17 protein-coding genes and 1 pseudogene are annotated in these 19,201 nt (G+C 41.5%); 10 read left to right on the forward strand and 8 right to left on the reverse strand.

Annotated features, from left to right (window positions below):
- Positions 1-81: 81 nt before the first annotated feature.
- Both KKZ03_RS17665 and KKZ03_RS17670 read left to right on the forward strand, forming a co-directional pair.
- On the forward strand, positions 82-1,677 hold the full coding sequence (locus KKZ03_RS17665; RefSeq protein ID WP_243218098.1) for an SPOR domain-containing protein: 1,596 nt from the start codon (positions 82-84) through the stop codon (positions 1,675-1,677).
- Positions 1,677-2,588, forward strand: coding sequence for a 5'-nucleotidase (locus KKZ03_RS17670; RefSeq protein WP_243218099.1), 912 nt, complete (start codon positions 1,677-1,679; stop codon positions 2,586-2,588). Before KKZ03_RS17665 ends, KKZ03_RS17670 begins: the two co-directional genes overlap by 1 nt.
- 175 nt (positions 2,589-2,763) lie before the next feature.
- Here the strand turns inward: KKZ03_RS17670 and KKZ03_RS17675 are convergent, their stop codons facing one another.
- From KKZ03_RS17675 to grxC, 4 genes are all read right to left on the reverse strand, one after another.
- The gene (locus KKZ03_RS17675) at positions 2,764-3,069 is read right to left on the reverse strand and encodes a hypothetical protein (protein ID WP_243218100.1); all 306 of its coding nucleotides are present in this window, start codon (positions 3,067-3,069) and stop codon (positions 2,764-2,766) included.
- A gap of 309 nt (positions 3,070-3,378) precedes the next feature.
- Positions 3,379-3,978, reverse strand: a complete 600-nt coding sequence (locus tag KKZ03_RS17680; protein WP_243218101.1) for an MBL fold metallo-hydrolase — start codon at positions 3,976-3,978, stop codon at positions 3,379-3,381.
- A gap of 78 nt (positions 3,979-4,056) precedes the next feature.
- Entirely contained in the window at positions 4,057-4,230 is a 174-nt protein-coding gene (locus tag KKZ03_RS17685) for a DUF1289 domain-containing protein (RefSeq protein WP_243218102.1), read from the reverse strand.
- Positions 4,231-4,520: 290 nt separating this feature from the next.
- Positions 4,521-4,778, reverse strand: a complete 258-nt coding sequence (gene grxC, locus KKZ03_RS17690; RefSeq protein WP_243218103.1) for a glutaredoxin 3 — start codon at positions 4,776-4,778, stop codon at positions 4,521-4,523.
- Positions 4,779-4,907: 129 nt separating this feature from the next.
- Between grxC and gcvH the strand changes: the two genes are divergently transcribed.
- The 5 genes from gcvH to parE all read left to right on the forward strand — a co-directional run bounded on the left by gcvH (position 4,908) and on the right by parE (position 9,535).
- Complete coding sequence (gene gcvH / locus KKZ03_RS17695; RefSeq protein ID WP_243218104.1) at positions 4,908-5,291, forward strand: glycine cleavage system protein GcvH; 384 nt, start codon at positions 4,908-4,910, stop codon at positions 5,289-5,291.
- A gap of 69 nt (positions 5,292-5,360) precedes the next feature.
- Positions 5,361-5,720 carry a diacylglycerol kinase gene (locus tag KKZ03_RS17700; RefSeq protein ID WP_243218105.1) on the forward strand — a complete coding sequence of 120 codons (360 nt, stop codon included), beginning with the start codon at positions 5,361-5,363 and terminating at the stop codon, positions 5,718-5,720.
- A 12-nt stretch (positions 5,721-5,732) separates the two neighbouring features.
- Positions 5,733-6,665 carry a carbohydrate kinase family protein gene (locus KKZ03_RS17705; protein WP_243218106.1) on the forward strand — a complete coding sequence of 311 codons (933 nt, stop codon included), beginning with the start codon at positions 5,733-5,735 and terminating at the stop codon, positions 6,663-6,665.
- Between the two features lie 15 nt (positions 6,666-6,680).
- A complete protein-coding gene (mazG, locus tag KKZ03_RS17710) occupies positions 6,681-7,481 on the forward strand; it encodes a nucleoside triphosphate pyrophosphohydrolase (protein WP_243218107.1) in 801 nt (266 codons plus the stop codon).
- Positions 7,482-7,642: 161 nt separating this feature from the next.
- On the forward strand, positions 7,643-9,535 hold the full coding sequence (gene parE / locus KKZ03_RS17715) for a DNA topoisomerase IV subunit B (RefSeq protein ID WP_243218108.1): 1,893 nt from the start codon (positions 7,643-7,645) through the stop codon (positions 9,533-9,535).
- 279 nt (positions 9,536-9,814) lie between these two features.
- Here parE and tnpA read toward each other — a convergent pair.
- The 4 genes and pseudogenes from tnpA to KKZ03_RS17735 all read right to left on the reverse strand — a co-directional run bounded on the left by tnpA (position 9,815) and on the right by KKZ03_RS17735 (position 14,949).
- Positions 9,815-10,239: pseudogene (gene tnpA / locus KKZ03_RS17720) on the reverse strand (IS200/IS605 family transposase).
- Positions 10,240-10,359: 120 nt separating this feature from the next.
- Positions 10,360-12,087, reverse strand: a complete 1,728-nt coding sequence (locus KKZ03_RS17725) for a SulP family inorganic anion transporter (RefSeq protein WP_243218109.1) — start codon at positions 12,085-12,087, stop codon at positions 10,360-10,362.
- Positions 12,088-12,488: 401 nt separating this feature from the next.
- Positions 12,489-13,742, reverse strand: a complete 1,254-nt coding sequence (locus KKZ03_RS17730; RefSeq protein ID WP_243218110.1) for an FAD/NAD(P)-binding oxidoreductase — start codon at positions 13,740-13,742, stop codon at positions 12,489-12,491.
- Between the two features lie 118 nt (positions 13,743-13,860).
- Positions 13,861-14,949 carry a rhodanese-like domain-containing protein gene (locus KKZ03_RS17735; protein WP_243218111.1) on the reverse strand — a complete coding sequence of 363 codons (1,089 nt, stop codon included), beginning with the start codon at positions 14,947-14,949 and terminating at the stop codon, positions 13,861-13,863.
- 481 nt (positions 14,950-15,430) lie between these two features.
- On the opposite strand from KKZ03_RS17735, the gene KKZ03_RS17740 reads away from it, so the two are divergent.
- The 3 genes from KKZ03_RS17740 to rraA all read left to right on the forward strand — a co-directional run bounded on the left by KKZ03_RS17740 (position 15,431) and on the right by rraA (position 19,188).
- Complete coding sequence (locus KKZ03_RS17740) at positions 15,431-16,795, forward strand: sigma-54-dependent Fis family transcriptional regulator (RefSeq protein ID WP_243218112.1); 1,365 nt, start codon at positions 15,431-15,433, stop codon at positions 16,793-16,795.
- A gap of 489 nt (positions 16,796-17,284) precedes the next feature.
- Positions 17,285-18,646, forward strand: coding sequence for a tRNA 5-hydroxyuridine modification protein YegQ (gene yegQ / locus KKZ03_RS17745; RefSeq protein ID WP_243218113.1), 1,362 nt, complete (start codon positions 17,285-17,287; stop codon positions 18,644-18,646).
- A gap of 56 nt (positions 18,647-18,702) precedes the next feature.
- Positions 18,703-19,188, forward strand: coding sequence for a ribonuclease E activity regulator RraA (gene rraA, locus KKZ03_RS17750; protein ID WP_243218114.1), 486 nt, complete (start codon positions 18,703-18,705; stop codon positions 19,186-19,188).
- Positions 19,189-19,201 lie beyond the last annotated feature (13 nt).

Below are 19,201 nucleotides of genomic sequence, written 5' to 3' on the forward strand. Positions count from 1 at the left end.
AGGCAATATATTCAAAATATCAATAAAAAGCCACAAATTCAATTTTGTGGTTATTTTTTACTTTAGCCAAGAACCTCAACCATGACTAAAAAACAAAAACACAGAAGGAATAGCTTTTCCGCTGACGTCAACGCGGGGGAAGACGATTTTATCTTGGTCGATTTGGATGTTATGTCGGGCAAAGAATACCCTTCCCCAGTCACTTTAAATAATTTTTCTGATGATGAAGAAATTATTGACCGATTACTTGTCAGGCCGGATTTTAAAGCCTATGACGAGCTGAAAGGAAATCACAGAAATATGGATAATTGGGCAGCTGAGACGTTACATTTGACCGATAGTTTCTCGGCTTCAGCACTTGACTCCAATACTGATTTGGCTGGCGTACCTGATGAAGAAGATGCCATTGACAGATTACTTGTTGACACCGGTTTTGACGCGAATCAATGGGCAGGAAAAAATAAGGAAGCCGATGCCAAGGCAATTGATGATATAGATTTAGCTGGTGAACTCTCAAATGTTGATCAATTTTTCATTAAGCCTTTTGAGCAAACAGAACAAACCCTGTTAGCAGCAAGTAGACGCTCAACTTCAGACCTTGATGAACCAGCGACCAAAAATACTGATGACAATGAAATTCAAGAAGCCTTGGTAATTGATGGTATTAATCAAGCTGGTGAGCTTACTGTGCCTTTTAAAGAACAAAATGCCATTCTGACAGATAAAAATATTTTCAAAGCCAAGAAAAGCGTATTACTCTCCGATAAAGCCCTGGACAACAACACTTTGAAAACGGAAGATAAAACTGAAACCATCAGCCAGGCCCAATCTGATACCAAGATAATTTATCGCAAAGAAGTTGCCAATAAGGATCCCGAGGCAACATCATTCAATAGCATTAAAACTAAACAGAACGCGATTAAAAAACAACAAAATGCCCCTGTAAATAACATTAAAAAATCCAACCTTATCACTTACACTGCACTGAGTTTTGCTATTGCAGCTGTATTGGCTTCAATTGTCATGGCAATCATCATTGCCAATATGCAAACTAAAATGTCAAAACTGACTGATATGGTATCCATTATTGAAGAAGATAGTGGCAGTGGCCCTGAAAAAAATGCTGATATGGACCTTAACAATAGCGATATATCCATTGAACAGTTAAATCAAAAGATCAATGAACTTGGTCGGCACTTACCAGAAATCAACAATTTAGAAACCCGGACATCTGAACTGGAAAAAAAATTAACCCTACAAAAACAGATCATGGGCCAATCACAGGCATCACTGGAGCAATCAAAAAATAACACCAAAGCCATTGCCAGTATTAATAAATCCATTGATAAACAAAATACCAATGCCTCACATTTGGCAGAAAAAAAATCAGCATCTGTTAAACCCGCTTCCTCAGAAAAAAAAATACCCAATACCAAAACGGCATCAGGCTGGTCAGTTAATCTGAGCGCCTACAAAAAACAAAGTGATGCTAAAAGGAAAGCTGACCAACTCATACAAAAAGGTATACCTGTTAAAGTAATAGAGGTTGATATGAATAATACCAAATGGTATCGACTTAAGCTGGGTAGTTTTAAAAATAAAACGAATGCAAACTCCTATGCTGCCAGAATAAAAAAATCGCACCATTTAAACAACATTTCTGTCGATAATAAGTAATGTCATCGAAAAAACAAAAACTGGTGGTAGCTGTTTCATCCAGGGCTTTATTTAACCTGGATGATTCTCATACGATATTTGAAACGCAGGGTAAAGAAGCTTTCTGTCGCTATCAAATAAAACATGAAGATGAAGTGCTGGCTCCAGGATACGGATTTTCTTTAGTTAAAAAGTTACTAGCTATCAATGCCAGTTGCCCGGATGATCCCCTGGTTGAAATAATCCTGTTGTCGCAAAATAGTGCCGATACAGGCTTGAGAATTTTTAATTCCATTGCGCATCATAAATTAAACATTACCCGTGCAGCATTTACCAGTGGCTCATCACCCTATCACTATATGTCTGCATTTGGAGCACACTTGTTTTTGTCTGCAAATGCTGATGATGTCGTCAAGACACTGGATGCCGGCTTTGCTGCGGCAACAATCTTATGTGGCTCGTCATTAACAAACTCTTCAAGTCAGTTACGAATAGCATTTGATGGGGATTCAGTATTATTTTCAGATGCATCAGAACGTATTTATCAACAGCGAGGTTTGGCTGTCTTTGCTGAAAATGAACGTCATGAAGCCAAAAAACCTTTACCTGGAGGCCCTTTCAAGGATTTTCTTAAGGCTTTACATCATATTCAATCCCAGTTTGGCTCTGAATTATCTCCTATTAGAACAGCGCTGGTTACTGCACGCTCAGCCCCTGCTCATGAACGAGTGGTAAGAACATTGAGAGCGTGGGAAATTCGTATCGACGAAGCGCTTTTTTTGGGGGGAATGTCTAAAGGTGATTTTTTGAAAGCTTTTGGTGCGGATATTTTCTTTGATGACCAAAGAGGACACTGTAAATCTGCCGCTCAACATGTTGCCACAGCTCATGTGCCACATGGTATTAGCAATGAAAAATTGCTGAACGATTAACCTGAAAAATCAGTTAAAAGTTAAACCAGGAAATCTGTCACTATTAAATATGGAGGGTAATTTGCTGCTCTGTGCTGTAACCGTTGCAGATAATGAAAATTACTGACAGGAATGAGTTTTTACATTTAATCTACAAATCTGTGGCATTTATCTATGAGCGAGATTCACTAACCCGCTATTCTAAATCCATTAAGTAGATATCTTCAATTAACTTTGCTTCCCCCTGAGTAAGAAAAATAGACGTTTTTTTTTTACTCAGGGTAGTTTCTGTAACTAATGATTCACGACGATCAGACAAGCATCTGTTATCAATAGGATTTTCAAGTTTTCGACGATTAAAATCGGGACAATCCACGTTATTATTTTTTATAGCTGTAAACCATTCAGATGAACCAAATTCATGGGTAATTTTACGTCGTTCGTCCAACTTACAAGTTATGAATAACCTTCGCGGACTCTTCCTTAAATCAATTATATACACTTTTTATCCTTCTGATTCTTAAATGGCCGATTATTTGACACATGAGTTGAATAATAGAAGATGTTTTCATAAAATACAAAATCAAAAAATTCATTCGGTATCCAACTTTATTAGCTCAGTGTCGGTAAGCTGTTGCTTCAATTTCTAAAACGATATCCGGATTAAATCAACGACTTTGCCGGTGTTGATTAAGCATTAATAAGTATTAAAAGATACCTATTAAGACTATATCAAGGCTTTTTGAGCAGCCTGCAGGTCTTAAGCACTCAGTTAATGAATAGCCTGCAAACTGGCTTTGTTAGTTGCTGATTAAAGCGCCTTTGCCAAGCGATGTAACGCTTCGCTACCATGATTAAATATTGGCCAGCCATCGCCCGTTAAAATTGCTTTAATGCCGGGTAAGTCCGAAATACGTTTAACCGATTGAATTGCCTTGTGTGCATCAGCCAGTTTTGTTTCCGGCAGCATACATAATTCACCGGCAATTTGGCAACGAATTAAATCACCGGTTATTAAGGTAGTATGTTCCAAAAGTAATGCGAGTTCTCCCGGTGTTTTTGATCCTTCCAGTTGATAAGCAATCAACCCCGGAACGACTTCTTCATTGTCGTGCAACCAGCGTTCACAACAAATTGGAAAGGTATCTTCTTCACCTGCGGGGCCATAAATCGGTGCACCTGTACTACCGGCAATATTTTCAGTATCACGGCAATGATCGCTATTAGTAATAACGATAAAATTGACACCACCCAAGCGTTGTAGGTGACTATGATCATGTTCTGACATAGGCAGAGGATCTATTAAAACATTACCGCCGTCACGCACCCAAAGCACGCTATGAAAATCCAGATTACGTTCCTTGTTAAATTCTGACCAGCCAAATAAATCTTTTCTATGCAATTGTTTCATTTAAGGTATCCTCAAGTTATTGTTCATGCACTGTTTTTTTTCGACAAGATAAATATTCAATAGCCATTAATTATGGGATTACCGTTGACGACTTTCAACATTGTCCATAAAGTGACGACGAGTTTTTTCATCAACTTGAGTCCAGCGGATAATTTCATTAAGCGAACGAAAACACCCCACACAGATATCCTCATCATTCAAACAACATTTCCTGATACAGGGTGAAGATATAGGAGTCTGAATCGAGTTCATTGATAATTTTTATTGTTGGTCAGGTAGAAAATTGCATCCGGTTTACTTACTGATTATTACAGGATAAACCCGTATAACCGCCTTATAAATTTATTGGTTAGCTTTATATTACACAACAACAATAATTTTTTGCGATCCAGTAATGCCCTTTATTTTTGATAATCGTAACACGCTCGACCATAACTGTTGAATAATAATCAAGCTTGTTTTTTAAAGCCTTAGCACATTTAAAATGTGCGCAATTATTACTCACTACTTCTGGATCTATTTAATCGACCGCTTACCTGACTCTAAGCAAGCTTAAGCAAGGTATCCAATTTTTTTTGCTGCTCAAGTGCATGTAAGTCATCAAATCCGCCCACATGAAGATCGCCAATATAAATTTGCGGTACGGTTCGGCGCTTTGTTTTACGCATCATTTCTTCTCTCATCCCCGTTTGGGCATCGACATTAATCTCGGTATAAGAAACTCCTTTTTTGTCGAGCAGACGTTTAGCCATAATGCAGTAAGGGCAAATATTGGTTGTATAGATCAGTATCTCAGGCATGTTTTAATGATGTTTGTTAATATAGTGCGCCAAGGTTAACGATTAAATGTTAAAGAGTCAAAAATAGCCCTTAATCCAGCACCGAGATCCTTTAAATTTTCAGCTTATTAATTTTTGAGAGAGTCAACCATGAATCATTTACCGGAAAACTTAAAATATGCGCTGACACACGAATGGGCGCATGTGGAGGATGATAATGTTGTTCGTGTAGGTATAACTGATTTTGCCCAAGAACAATTGGGCGATTTGGTTTATATAGAATTACCTGAATTAGGGCGTAAAATTGCAGCGCAAGAGCAATGTGCGGTAGTTGAGTCGGTTAAAACAGCCTCCGATTTATTCAGTCCGGTTTCCGGAGAAATTTTTGCGGTCAATTCAGCCCTCGTTGATGAACCTGAGCAGGTCAATGACAATCCCTATGGGGCATGGATTTTTTGTGTTAAAACAACAGACTTATCAGGTTTGGATCAGTTAATGGATGCTGATGCTTACCAATTGGTCATTGACCAATAATACTATATCAACTTTTTATAATTAATTTGGGTACAATTCACACTTTTTATATGGATAATTACTGACACAATGGCAAATCCAAATGCAAAAGGCGTTAAGCGCCTTATTAACGCGTGTTTCTTTTCTGTTGCCGGATTTAAAGCAACCTGGACTTATGAAGAAGCCTTTAGACAAGAAGTTATTCTCTTTGTGGTGACTACTCCACTGGCAATCTGGCTGGGAGAAACCAATATTGAAAAACTGCTGTTAATCGGCAGCATCGTATTGGTAATGTTAGTTGAATTATTAAATTCAGCAGTAGAAGCCGTGGTTGACCGGGTAGGCCTTGAACACCATGAATTATCAGGCAGGGCCAAAGATATAGGTTCTGCAGCAGTAATGATGTCTTTAGCTTGGGCCGCAACCACCTGGGCATTAATTTTACTTTAAAGAGGAATACCAATGAGTGCTTTAATTTGCGGGTCTATGGCTTATGACACCATCATGGTATTTCATGATAAATTTAAAAATCATATCTTGCCGGAAAAAGTTCATATTCTAAACGTATCATTTTTAGTCCCCGTCATGCGCCGTGAATATGGTGGTTGTGCGGGCAATATTGCCTACAATTTGAATTTACTTGGTGAAGAAGCCTTGGCCATGGCTACCGTGGGACATGATTTTGAACCCTACAGCCAATGGATGAGCCAGAACGGTTTATCCAGTGAGTTTATTCATATTATGGATAATAACTATACCGGCCAAGCTTATATCACCACTGACGAAGATGGCAATCAGATTACTGCATTCCATCCTGGTGCAATGAGCTTTTCTCATGTCAACTCGGTTCCTGTCGACAGAGAAATCGAGATAGGTATAGTATCCCCTGACGGCAAAGAAGGTATGCTACTTCATGCCGACCAGTTTGCCGAGTTGGATATACCCTTTGTGTTTGATCCCGGCCAAGGTATGCCCCTGTTTAATGGCGCAGAATTGCTTACATTTATTGATCAGGCAACCTGGGTGACTTTAAATGATTATGAATCCGAGTTAATGCAGGAACGCACAGGATTATCCTTGGAGCAAATGGCAGAACGACTGGAAGCGTTGATTGTTACTCTGGGTAGTAAAGGTTCAAAAATTTATACCAAAGGCGAGTGCATCACTATTCCCGCTGCAAAACCCTTAGCACTGCTTGATCCTACCGGCTGCGGCGACGCTTATCGTGCCGGCTTGCTTTATGGCCTGATGAATGAACTGGATTGGGACACTACCGGCAGAATCGCGTCATTGATGGGGGCCATTAAAATAGAACATCACGGTACCCAAAACCATACGCTAGATATGAGCGAATTCAAGCGACGCTATCATGAAAATTTTGGTTGTTCGTTTTAATAGATTGAGCTTTCAATGTTAAAAAATACCCAACAACTAATAGATCTTATGGCTCGCCTGCGTCGTCCGGAAGATGGCTGTGCCTGGGATATTAAACAAGACTTCACCAGCCTGATTCCTTACGTTATTGAAGAAGCCTACGAGGTCGTCGATGCCATTGAACGTAATGATCTGGATGATTTACGCTCGGAATTAGGCGATCTTTTGCTACAGGTCGTTTTTCATTCCCAGATTGCCGATGAGCGTGGCTTGTTTACTTTTGAAGAGGTATCAGCAGGTATCTGTGAAAAATTGATACGCAGGCACCCCCATGTGTTTTCTGATGCGGTTTTTAACACGGATGCCGAGCGCCACCAAGCTTGGGAACAAGCCAAGGCTATTGAGCGACAAGAGAAGAATAAAACAGCGACACCAGATAGCGTTTTATCCGGTGTCGCTGGCAGTCTTCCCGCGTTGATTGAATGTGAAAAAATTCAGGACCGTGCTGCACAGCACGGATTTGACTGGCCCGATGTTCCGCCTGTTTTTGCCAAAGTATTAGAAGAACTGGAAGAAGTCAAAGAAGCATGGGAGTCGGGTGACCAGGCACATATACAGGAGGAAATCGGTGATTTATTACTGGTTGCTGTAAACCTGGCACGGCATTTAAACGTCAATCCTGAAATTGCTCTTAAAGAAAGTACCAAAAAATTCTCGAGACGCTTTCATTATATCGAACAACAGGTTGAAGCATCCGGGCGAAGTTTGCTTGATTGTGAGCTAATGGAATTGGATGCTTTCTGGAATGAGGCAAAGCTGGTTTTAAAAAAGAAATAAAGGCAATCACCACGAAGACACGAAGAGCACGAAGGTTTTTCTTTGTGTCTTCGTATTTAAATAGTCAGGCTTTATGGTTTATGTTGATGGGATCGATACAATAACAGACGCTATCAGTAACAAACTTTGTAGATAAATTGGATTAAGAGTACTTAGGAATAATGAGTAACGAATATAATGCGGCCGCAATAGAGGTTTTAAGTGGATTGGATCCGGTTCGAAAACGTCCCGGCATGTACACGGATACCACCAGGCCGAACCACTTGGTACAGGAAGTTGTTGATAACAGTGTTGATGAAGCGATGGCCGGTTACGCCAAAGCTATCGATGTGGTTTTGTATAAAGACGGTTCAGTACTGGTCAGTGATGATGGTCGTGGTATGCCCGTTGATATTCATCCCGAGCAAGGTATCCCGGGCGTTGAAGTGATTCTTACCCAGTTACATGCCGGCGGCAAATTTTCCAATAAAAACTACCAGTTTTCTGGTGGCTTGCACGGTGTCGGCGTATCGGTTGTTAATGCGTTATCAGCGAAACTTGATATTGAAGTCAAGCGTAACGGCAAAGTTTATGGCATGAGCTATGCCGATGGTGAAAAGCAAACCGAATTAGCGGAAATCGGCACAGTAGGTCGCAATAACACGGGAACAACAGTTAAATTCTGGCCGAATGAAAAATACTTTGATTCCAATAAAATATCCGTTACCAAATTAAAGCACGTTTTACGCGCCAAAGCCGTTTTGTGTCCCGGCTTAAAAATAACCTTAAAGGTTGAGCAAAGCGACGAAGATTACGTTTGGTGTTACCAGAATGGTCTTAAAGAGTACTTACTGGATCGGATAGGCGACATTGACTTTTGCCCGGAACAGCCGTTTATGGGTAATATGGCTGCAAATCATGAGGCTGTCGAATGGGGTATCGTCTGGGCGCTTGAAAATCCGGCTGAAATACTTAACGAAAGTTACGTTAATCTGGTGCCGACCGCGCAAGGTGGGACCCATGTTAACGGTTTGCGTGCAGGTTTGACCGAAGCCATGCGTGAATTTTGTAATATACGTAATATATTGCCACGTGGCGTTAAAGTCGCACCGGAAGATGTATGGGAAAACTGCCATTTTGTCTTGTCCGTTAAATTGGAAGATCCCCAGTTTTCCGGCCAAACCAAAGAGCGGCTCAGTTCACGCGAATGTGTGGCGTTTGTTTCGGGTGTTGCTAAAGACAACTTTAGTCTTTGGTTAAATCAAAACCCGGCGGAAGGCGAAAAAATAGCTGAAATTATTATTTTTAGCGCCCAAAAAAGATTGCGATCCAATAAAAAAATTATCCGTAAAAGAATCACCTCAGGCCCTGCCCTACCAGGAAAGCTGGCAGATTGCTCCGCTCAGGACATAACCAGAACGGAATTATTTCTGGTGGAAGGTGACTCTGCCGGTGGTTCAGCCAAACAAGCCCGTGAACGTGACTTTCAGGCCATTATGCCGTTGCGGGGCAAGATTCTTAATACCTGGGAAGTGGAATCCAGTCAGGTAATGGCTTCACAGGAAGTACATGATATTGCGGTTGCTTTAGGCATAGAGCCAGGCTCCAGTGATTTGCAGAACCTGCGCTACGGTAAAGTCTGTATTTTGGCGGATGCTGATTCTGACGGTAATCACATTGCGACGTTAATCTGTGCCTTGTTTTATCAACACTTTAATGCGCTGGTTAAAGAGGGTCATGTATTTGTAGCGATGCCACCCTTATATCGGATTGATGTGGGTAAACGCGTCTTTTATGCTTTGGATGAAGCGGAACGCCAAGGTGTTTTGGATAGAATTAAAGCCGAAAAACTCAAAGGGCAAATCAACGTGCAGCGCTTCAAAGGCTTGGGAGAAATGAACCCCAGTCAGCTTCGGGAAACCACCATGAATCCCGATACCCGAAGACTGGTGCAATTAACCATTACTGAAGACGACGATACCAGCGGACAACTGGATTTATTACTGGCCAAGAAACGTTCACAAGACCGAAAAATATGGCTGGAAACCAGAGGAAACCTGGCCGATATAGCTTGAAAAATCGCCTGATTGATAAGGACATCGGCCAGCGACGTCATAATGGCATCAACAAGGATAGATATTTGCTCCAGCAGTATTTATCCTTGCTGTCATTGAAAGTAAACGAAAATTCTGTACCGCTGGAATATATTCATTCTTGGATATCGCCTTATTTGTAAAGACTGGGGCAGAAAATTTTAACTGTTGAAGTCAAAAACCTCCGGCAAAGCCGGAGGCTTGAAAATGTGAACCGCTCAAAGCGGATCAATAATTGCGCCACCTAAAGGTGACGATGCCTTAAAATAAATCGATTTGTTCTATTCGTTTATCCTCTTCTTCTTGATGCCTGATATAGTTTCGTACAGTGACTTCATCCCTGCCCACTGTTGAAACATAATATCCTCTTGCCCAAAAACTTTGTCCGGTGAAATTCTTTCTTCGCCCCATAAAAGTTCGTGCAATGGATATAGCGCTTTTACCCTTAATAAAGCCAACAACCTATGATACTGAATATTTGGCTGTAATTGAGATTAGAATATGGACATGATCTGACATCAAATGTCCTTCCTCAATCTTGCATTACTTTTGCAAGGCTAAATCTTTAAGTATTGATCCCAGATATTGCCTCAACTCCATAAAGGCTTTTTTCTATACTTTGGAATCCAGATTATATGGTATTTATATTCCCATTTTGTATGACTTAAACTCTCTACTGAATTCATCTTTTGTTTCCTTATCTTTTAAACTTTAAGCGGTTCACAGATAGGGAGACTCTCGATGATTCCCGTAATTGTCAAACTTTATGAGTCCCCCAGCAAAGCTGGGGGTTTACTTATTATTTTTTATGCCAGTTCTTTAATTGCATCTTCGGTATGGAAAAATACTTTCCCGGGCTTTAATTGGTTAAAAAAATCGGTTTTCTCAAGTTTATCCAGTACGGGGCCCTTCGCTTCTGATAAATGCAGTGTTATTCCTGATATTTGTAAGGCATGGTTTACATTTTCCAATGCCTCTAAAGCCGTAGCATCTATATCACTGACTGAGGTAAAAATTAGAATAATATGCTTAATATCGGCTTGCCGCTTCAATTCTGTGGTAATAAAGTTTTCAATGTAATTAACATTGGCAAAGGTGATATTTTCATCGATACGCAGCAATAACAAGTGCTGCCAGGTTTCTACATTATGGCGTTTAATATTACGATAATGCCCTGTTTCAGGAATACGTCCAACGACTGCTATATGCGGCTGACTGGTCTTGCGTAAGTAACTGATAACGGTAAGAATAATACCTAAACTAATGCCTTCTTCAATACCCAGCACCAAAACACCTAACAGAGTTACAATTTCGGCCAAACCATCACCACGATCGTAGCGCCAGGTGTGAACAATACTGCCTAAACGCACTAAAGGTATAATGGCAACCAGAATAATGGCAGCCAATGCTGCCTTGGGAATATTTTCAAACCATGGGCTAAAAAAGATTACTGCCAACGCCAATATTCCGGCAGCAATCAGCATCGCCATTTGGGTTCTGGCACCGGCTGAAAAATTGACCATGGTTCGACTAAAGCCACCTGCAACCGGCATACCGCCAGAAATAGCCGTAGCCAGATTAGCGACACCCAAGGCAATCAACTCCTGATTAGGACTGATTTTCTCGCCTCTGAGATTGGCAGTGACTTTAGCAATTGCGACACTTTCTACATAAGCAATTAAGGCAATAAAGGCAGCACCGGGAAATAACAAACGCCATTTTTCAAGATCAATAAAATCCAGGCTTAAAGCAGGAAAGCCGGCAGGAACCAAACCTACAACAGCCACTTTATTGTGCATCGTTAAACCAAAATAACTAACGACAACCGTCGCCAAAAGCACTGTTAACAAAGGGCCACATTTACTAATAGCCGTTACCAGAGGCAAACTGAACCCTGCTTTTTTAAGTAGCATAGTGAGTGGTTTTCCAAAAACTATCAACAACATGACTGCGGTCATCCCCAGTAACAAAGTCGTCGAATTATAGCCCGACAAATAATCCCGGTAACAAATACCATCAAAACCACAAACAGGACTTTTTAAACCTAAGAACTGGGGTAATTGACTGCCTATAATCAAGAGAGAGGCACCGCTGGTAAAGCCGGTAAGTACAGGATGACTAATAAAATTAACCAGTCCCCCCATCCGGAAAAGAGCCATCAACAACATGATTAAGCCACTTTCGGCTGACAAAATTAATGCACTTTGCACAGGATTGCCCAGCGCACTAATCTCAGGCATGTTTAAGGTACTGGCAATCATAATAGCGGCAATTGACACCGGCCCTACCGATAAGGTTCGACTGGTACCGAACAAGGCATACAATACAGGCGGCAAAATACTGGCATAAAGCCCAAGTTGTGGCGGCAAGCCAGCCAAAATCGCGTAGGCAATACCTTGAGGAACCAGCAAGATAGCCGTAATAATACCAGCGAACAGATCGCCGTTAAAATCCTCACGGGTATAGGTTTTTAGCCAGCCCACTAGAGGAAATAATGCCGCTAAGCGTGACAATCTGGTTGCTGAATCAGTCATTGTGGTTGTTACCCTTGGATCACAAATTGAGGCATGAGAATGTATAGAGTTCTGAATTAAGTATGGGTGCCGTGCGCGCTTTAGTTTTCCAGGCGCGAACAGCACGCCTGGAAAATAATGTCGCTTGATTAACAAAGATCCCTATAGCTAGTCTTTCAGATGTTATCCGGGATAACGCTTTGCAAGCGAAAGCAACTTTAAAAGCATTATCAAAAAACAGGTTAAAAACACTATTCACCACGAAGACACGAAGTACACGAAGAAAAACAATCGCTTTTATTGAGTGTATTGAACACTTCGTGTCCTTCGTGTCTTACTGATGAGCGGTACAAGCGTGAGGACCCAATAAAGATAAAAGGTCAAAGTTAAACTGATTCGACTACACCTTGTATCTGTCCTACTTATTCTTCTTTAGTAAAGCGTTTTGCATAGGATTCCAGATGCGGTATATCAATACGATAGCCTTTAAGCATTAAAGACCAGTACATCCAGGGAAAACCTATTTTTTTGCCAATCCACCAGATATACAAACTTTTTCGCGGGTCCAACCAAGGAAAAGACGGGGTCACCTTACCGCCATAAGCAAATTCGGCCAACATAACGGTACTTAGTGAGGTGGTTAATGGACAAGAACCATAACCATCATATTTTTCCTCAACGGCTTTACCGTTGATAAGATGCAAAATATTATCAACCAAAATGGGCACCTGTTTTCTGACGGCAGCCGCTGTTTTGGCATTTGGCGTTGATGTCGCATCACCCAAACCAAAAATATTGGCGTATTTGTTATGCTGCAACGTTCTGTCGTGAACATCCACCCAGCCTGCCGCATTCGCTAACGGGCTGTTTTTAATAAAATCGGGGGCGCTTTGCGGCGGCGTGACATGGATCATATCAAAGGCTTTAACGACTTGCTGCTTGTTGCCTTCTGCATCGGTCATCTCAAATGTGGCTGTTTTGGCAGGGCCATCGATAGCCACCAGATTATGATTAAAATTGGTTTTAATCCCATAACCCGCGACGACCTTATTTAAGGCTTTGGCAAAAAAAGGAATGCCAAACATGGCAGGACCGGCATTACAAAATTCAATGGTAAATTTATCCAAAAACCCTTTTTTACGAAATCTATCCGCAGCCAGATACATAATTTTTTGAGGTGCGCCGGCACATTTAATCGGCATCGGCGGCTGTGTAAATAGAGCGACTCCCGATTCAATGTTTTTAATACATTCCCAAGTGTATTCGGTCGTATCGGGTGAATAATTACTACAAACGTTATTTTTACCCAGCGTTTCTTTTAAGCCTGCAATTTTACCCCAGTCCAGTTGCAAACCGGGACAAACGACCAGGTAATCATAACTGATCGTTGCACCGGAACGTAAACTCACGGTATTGTTATCCGGCTGAAAAGTTTCTGCGTAATCTTTCAGCCAGGTAACGGTTGGATGAATCAAATCCACTTCATTGCGGGTGGTTTGTTTTAAGGTATAAGCGCCGCCGCCAATAATGGTAAAACCTGGCTGGTAATAATGTTTTTCAGATGGCTCGATAATGGCAATATCAATATCGGCATTTTGACGACGCATGTTATTGGCAACGGAAACGCCTGCTGCGCCGCCGCCGACAATCAAAATAGTATGGTGTTGTTGTGACATGAACTCTTCCTGTTATTATTTATTTATAGTTTTAAGATGCAAGGCGCAAGGCGCACTATCTCCTTTTACGCACTTGACGTTAATTGTAAGAGTTATCGCCCTTGCACCTTTAAGCAATTTATGCTTTTTGCCAAGCCTCATAACCACCTGCCATTGACAGGACATTGTTATAACCCAATTGTTGCATGGTCTGCGCTGCCAATGCAGAACGCCCACCGGTACGGCAATAAATAAGTACGGCTTTGGATTTATCAACCAACTCAGGGCTATTACCAATCTTAAATTCCAGCACTCCACGTGGTAAAAGCAGCGCGTTATCAATATGACCCGCTTCATACTCGCTCTCTTCCCGCGTATCGACAACAACGATATTGCCTTCTGCCAGCAATTTTTTAGCCGTAGTTACACTCACTTCGGTAATCTGTTGTTTGGCTTGGGCTACCAAATCTTGAGGACTTATTTCATTGCGAACGGGACGCGAAGTCTCTCTTACCATAATGGCATCCTGACGTTCATTTTCATCCAAACCGCAATAACGGTTGGCAGGTACTGCTTGATCGATTAGTCGTGGTTTTGGCAAATTTAAATTATTCATTACGGCAATAAACTCTTCACGCGTTTTTCCGGCCAGACGTGGATTAGTTGTGCGTTCCTGCTTGATGCTACTAACCCAGTGCTCTTGATAATCATGACCCGGATAAACCAGTGTTTCATCAGGTAAAGTAAATAACCGTTGAGTAATGCAATCATAAAGCGCACCGGCATCACCACCCTGAAAATCGGTACGCCCACAACCCCCTATCAATAAAGAGTCACCGGTAAAAATCCGGTCACGCCATAAAAAAGAAATACTACCGGGCGTATGGCCTGGCGTAGCAATTACTTTAATTTGCTCGTTAGCGCCTAATTTAAAAATATCGCCATCCTGAATTTGGACATCGGCAGTCTCTGCACCGCAAAGTTGGCTGACCGCTGTTTGTGCGCCCAAGCGTTGACGCAGCAAGCCGCTTGCCGTTATATGATCGGCATGAACATGGCTTTCCAGCGTATATTTCAGCTGCAAACCATATGTTTCCAGCAAAGTGATATAGTCATCAATATGCGTGTTGACAGGATCAATAAAAACCGCTTCTTTACTTATTGCATCAGCAATTAAATAAGTGTAAGTCCAGGTTTCTTTATCAAATAATTGTTTAAATATCATCATGTCTCTCCGATTTTTGTATGAAGAATTAATTAAGTATTACGCCTTTCACTCTGGATTACCAAAAGCCGGGACTGACAAAGGTAAAGCAGATTAATGCAATAATCTACGTAGTTGGTAGTTATTCACCTCCCCCCTTTGAAAAAGGGGGATTGAGAGGGGATTTATAATTTATCTAATAAAATCTCCCCTACCCCCTCTTTTTCTAAAGAGAGGGACTGAATAAATACCGTAGTTGTTACCCTTCATTTTAAGTAAGGTTGCCAAATAACGCACGACAATTTCGCTGATATCTCAAAGGTTACCTTGCTTGTCTTTCATAATATCAATAGTACTGCCATGCAATGTACATAGCCAAAACCATGCCAATAAGAATTTATTTTATAAATAATTGTTTTATCTGAAAAAATAAAACAGATAGACTTAACCTATATGTTTCATGTATCGTTTCAATGAAACAACTATACAACACAATGATACAGCCATGAAACAATCTGCATTATTTGCCACAAACAACCCGCTATGGTTGGCACAATTTGACAATTCAACGCTTTTAATTAAAGTACTTGACCTTTGTGAGTCAGTCGCTATTTACATTATTAATAGCAATCAACAAGTGCTTTATTGGAGCCAGGGAATAACCGACTTATCGGGCTTACGACAAGAAGATGTTGTCGGAAAATCTTGTTTACCCGAATACAAAATTACTGATACCGACAATCATCAAGAAACGATTATCAAAATATCCAGCACGGACGGTAGCGACATTAAAGTAAAAAAAGTGGTACAAGTTTTATACGATAAAAAAAACGTCTTCGCTGGCGGCGTAGTCTTGCTTGCCATTCTGCCAAAGCCCATGACTTTGGGTACTTTGCCGAAAATGAGCGCCAAAGTGACCAATACAGAGCTTGGGAGCCAAAATTTCCAAGGCATAATAAGTCGCTCACCGGCCATGAAAGACGTGTTTCAGATTATTTCAAATGCCGCTGAAACAGAAGCGACTGTGTTGGTAAGAGGCGAAAGCGGAGCCGGTAAAGAACTGGTTGCCAAGGCGATCCATGATCTTAGCGCTCGTCATGACATGCCTTTTCTGGCGATAAATTGCGCGGCTTTATCAAGCAACTTACTAGAAAGCGAATTGTTCGGTCATGTGCGCGGCGCTTTTACCGGAGCGATTAAAGATCATAGCGGTTTGTTTCAACGTGCGTATGGTGGAACCTTGTTTCTGGATGAAGTAGCCGAGCTGCCACTTGAACTACAGGCCAAACTGCTCAGAGTAATACAGGAAAGAAACTATATTCCGGTGGGCGGGGATCGTTCAATTGAGGTTGATGTACGCATAGTAGCAGCTACACATCGGTCATTAAGAGAAGAAGTAAAAACAGGGCATTTTCGTGAAGATTTGATGTACCGGTTAAGAGTTGTCCCCATTTTTATCCCGCCATTACGGGAGCGCAGGGAAGATATCAGTTTATTACTATGGTATTTTATCTATCAGCATAATACCGCTAATTTTAGAAAAATTGAAAAAATTGAACCAGAGGCCATGCGGGTTTTGCTTGACTATACGTGGCCCGGCAATATCAGGGAACTTCATAATGTTGTGGAATATGCATTTGCGGTAGGCCGTGGCACAACTTTACGTTGTTCTGAATTACCGCCGGAATTTAGGGAACCACGCAGAGTTAATCAGCAAATCCTGTCATCCGTACCATTATCAGCAGCAGAAGAAATCGTCGCCATTCGTCAGGCACTGACGCAAAGTAAAGGCATGGTCACCGTCGCTGCGCAGTTAATGGCTATGAGCCGGGCCACTTTCTGGCGTAAACGCAAGCTGTATGGATTATGAAAGCTTCTACCGCTTAAGATTAAGATACTCAGTGCTATCTGGGCTTACAACTCTGAACGAAAGTTTTGAAGAGTTAAATAGATTTTCAAAACCTTGCTACGTTTCATACTTTTACTCAAGATTCAAAAGCTTCTTGCCGAGACCGAAGTTTTTTCTTCGTGTCTCGGCAACTGCTCCCTGCGTAGCCTAAAGCGCCTACTTTTGGTGCTCTATCTCCTGCATCCATGCAGTCGTTCGTGGTGAATAATTGATGAATAAGATAATAAATCACCAGTCATCCGATTTGTCTTCTTCGTATGGCTGCGATTTAACTGTATCAGGAATTTTCGGCATTTTTGCCGACCTGAGTAAAATTAATGCCCCTCCCAAAACAAACAATAAAGCAACTACCAGTAATAATACCCACACTTTTTGTATTCCTTTTTTTAGCTTTGCCTAAGCTGGTGTAATATATGGCCTATATTACACCTATCATTGACAGCTATCATCATGAAACAAATTGAGCTTCTCTCCCCTGCCGGAACCATTAAAAACATGCGCTACGCCTTTGCCTTTGGCGCGGATGCTGTCTATGCAGGGCAACCCCGCTACAGTCTTAGAGTGCGTAATAACGATTTTCTTGCCGATAATCTGGCCAAAGGCATTGATGAAGCACACCGGCAAGGCAAAAAGTTTTTTCTGGCAACCAATGTGATTCCCCATAACGCCAAAGTTAAAACCTTTATGGCCGATATTGCCCCTATTATCGCCATGAAACCGGATGCCTTGATTATGGCTGATCCCGGTTTGATTATGATGACTCGTGAAGCTTGGCCGGATATGCCTGTCCATTTATCAGTACAGGCAAATACCGTTAATTATGCGACGGTGAAATTCTGGCAAAACAGCGGTATTAAGCGGGTTATTTTGTCACGAGAACTATCACTTGATGAAATAGAAGAAATCCGTCAAAAATGCCCGGATATAGAACTGGAGGTATTTGTCCATGGCGCGTTATGCATTGCTTATTCGGGACGCTGTTTACTGTCGGGTTACTTTAATCATCGCGACCCTAATCAAGGTACTTGCACCAATTCTTGCCGCTGGAAATACGACACCCTGCCCGCTCATGAAAATGCCGAAGGCGAGTTGATACCGGATAGCGAAGTACTGTCAATGAGCGACATCAGCACGGCCAGTTGTGGTGGCGCAGAACGGCATCCATTAGCCGACAAGCAGTATTTTCTTGAAGAAGAAGACCGCAAAGGCGAATTGCTACCAATCATGGAAGATGAAAATGGTACCTACATCATGAACTCCAAAGATTTAAGGGCGGTGGAGCATGTACAACGCTTGGTTGAAATTGGTATAAATAGTCTTAAAATTGAGGGCCGCACCAAATCACATTATTACGTTGCCCGCACTGCGCAAACCTACCGCCTTGCTATTGACGATGCCTTGGCAGGCCGGGCATTTCAACCGGAACTGATTGGCGTTCTGGAAAACCTCGCTAATCGTGGCTATACTGACGGCTTTTACCAGCGCCACCATAGCCATGAACAACAAAACTATATCACCGGTTATTCCAAGAGCCATCAACAGCAATTTTGCGGCGAAATAAGAAGTTATGATCCAACCACCGGAATGGCTATCATTGATGTAAAAAATAAATTTTCGGTGAGCGATAAGCTGGAACTTATTTTGCCTGAAGGCAACCAGGACATTATTGTGAAGCACATGGAAGATATGCATGGTCATAGCATGCAAGAGGCCTTAGGCGGAGGCTATGAAGTTAAAATACCGTTACCGGAAATACGTAGTGTTAATGGACTGTTGGCGCGTTATACTGATCAAAAAGAGGTACAACGTTAAAGGCACAAACCCATTTAATCTTAAACCTTTCACCCTAAACCTTGAAAACTTAATCCATGACTTTCACTACAGCTAATCTTTGCGATACCCATTCAGGAGAGGATTATTTCCAGATAGCCGAACCTCTGTTTATTTCTTATGGCGCCAACCCGATTTTTTCTGGTCAAATCACCACATTGAAAGCCTTTGAGGATAACGTTTTAGTCGGAACCGTTCTGCAAGAAAAAGTACAAAACCGGGTATTAGTTATTGATGGTGGAGGATCTCACCGCTGCGCTTTAATAGACAATAATTTGGCAACCATTGCCATTAATAATGGCTGGCAAGGTATTATTGTTTATGGCTGCATTCGGAATTCTGCAATGCTGTCCGAACTACCGATTGGTATACGTGCACTGCATACACATCCTTTAATAAGCCATAAAAAAAATCACGGCGACCGCGATTTATTAGTCTCTTTCGCAGGCGTCAATTTCAAAAAAGATCATTTTTTATATGCGGATATGGACGGAATTATCGTATCAGCAACGATGTTGAGTTAAAATAACCTCAATT

Source organism: Methylobacter sp. S3L5C, assembly GCF_022788635.1.
Classification (GTDB): domain Bacteria; phylum Pseudomonadota; class Gammaproteobacteria; order Methylococcales; family Methylomonadaceae; genus Methylobacter_C.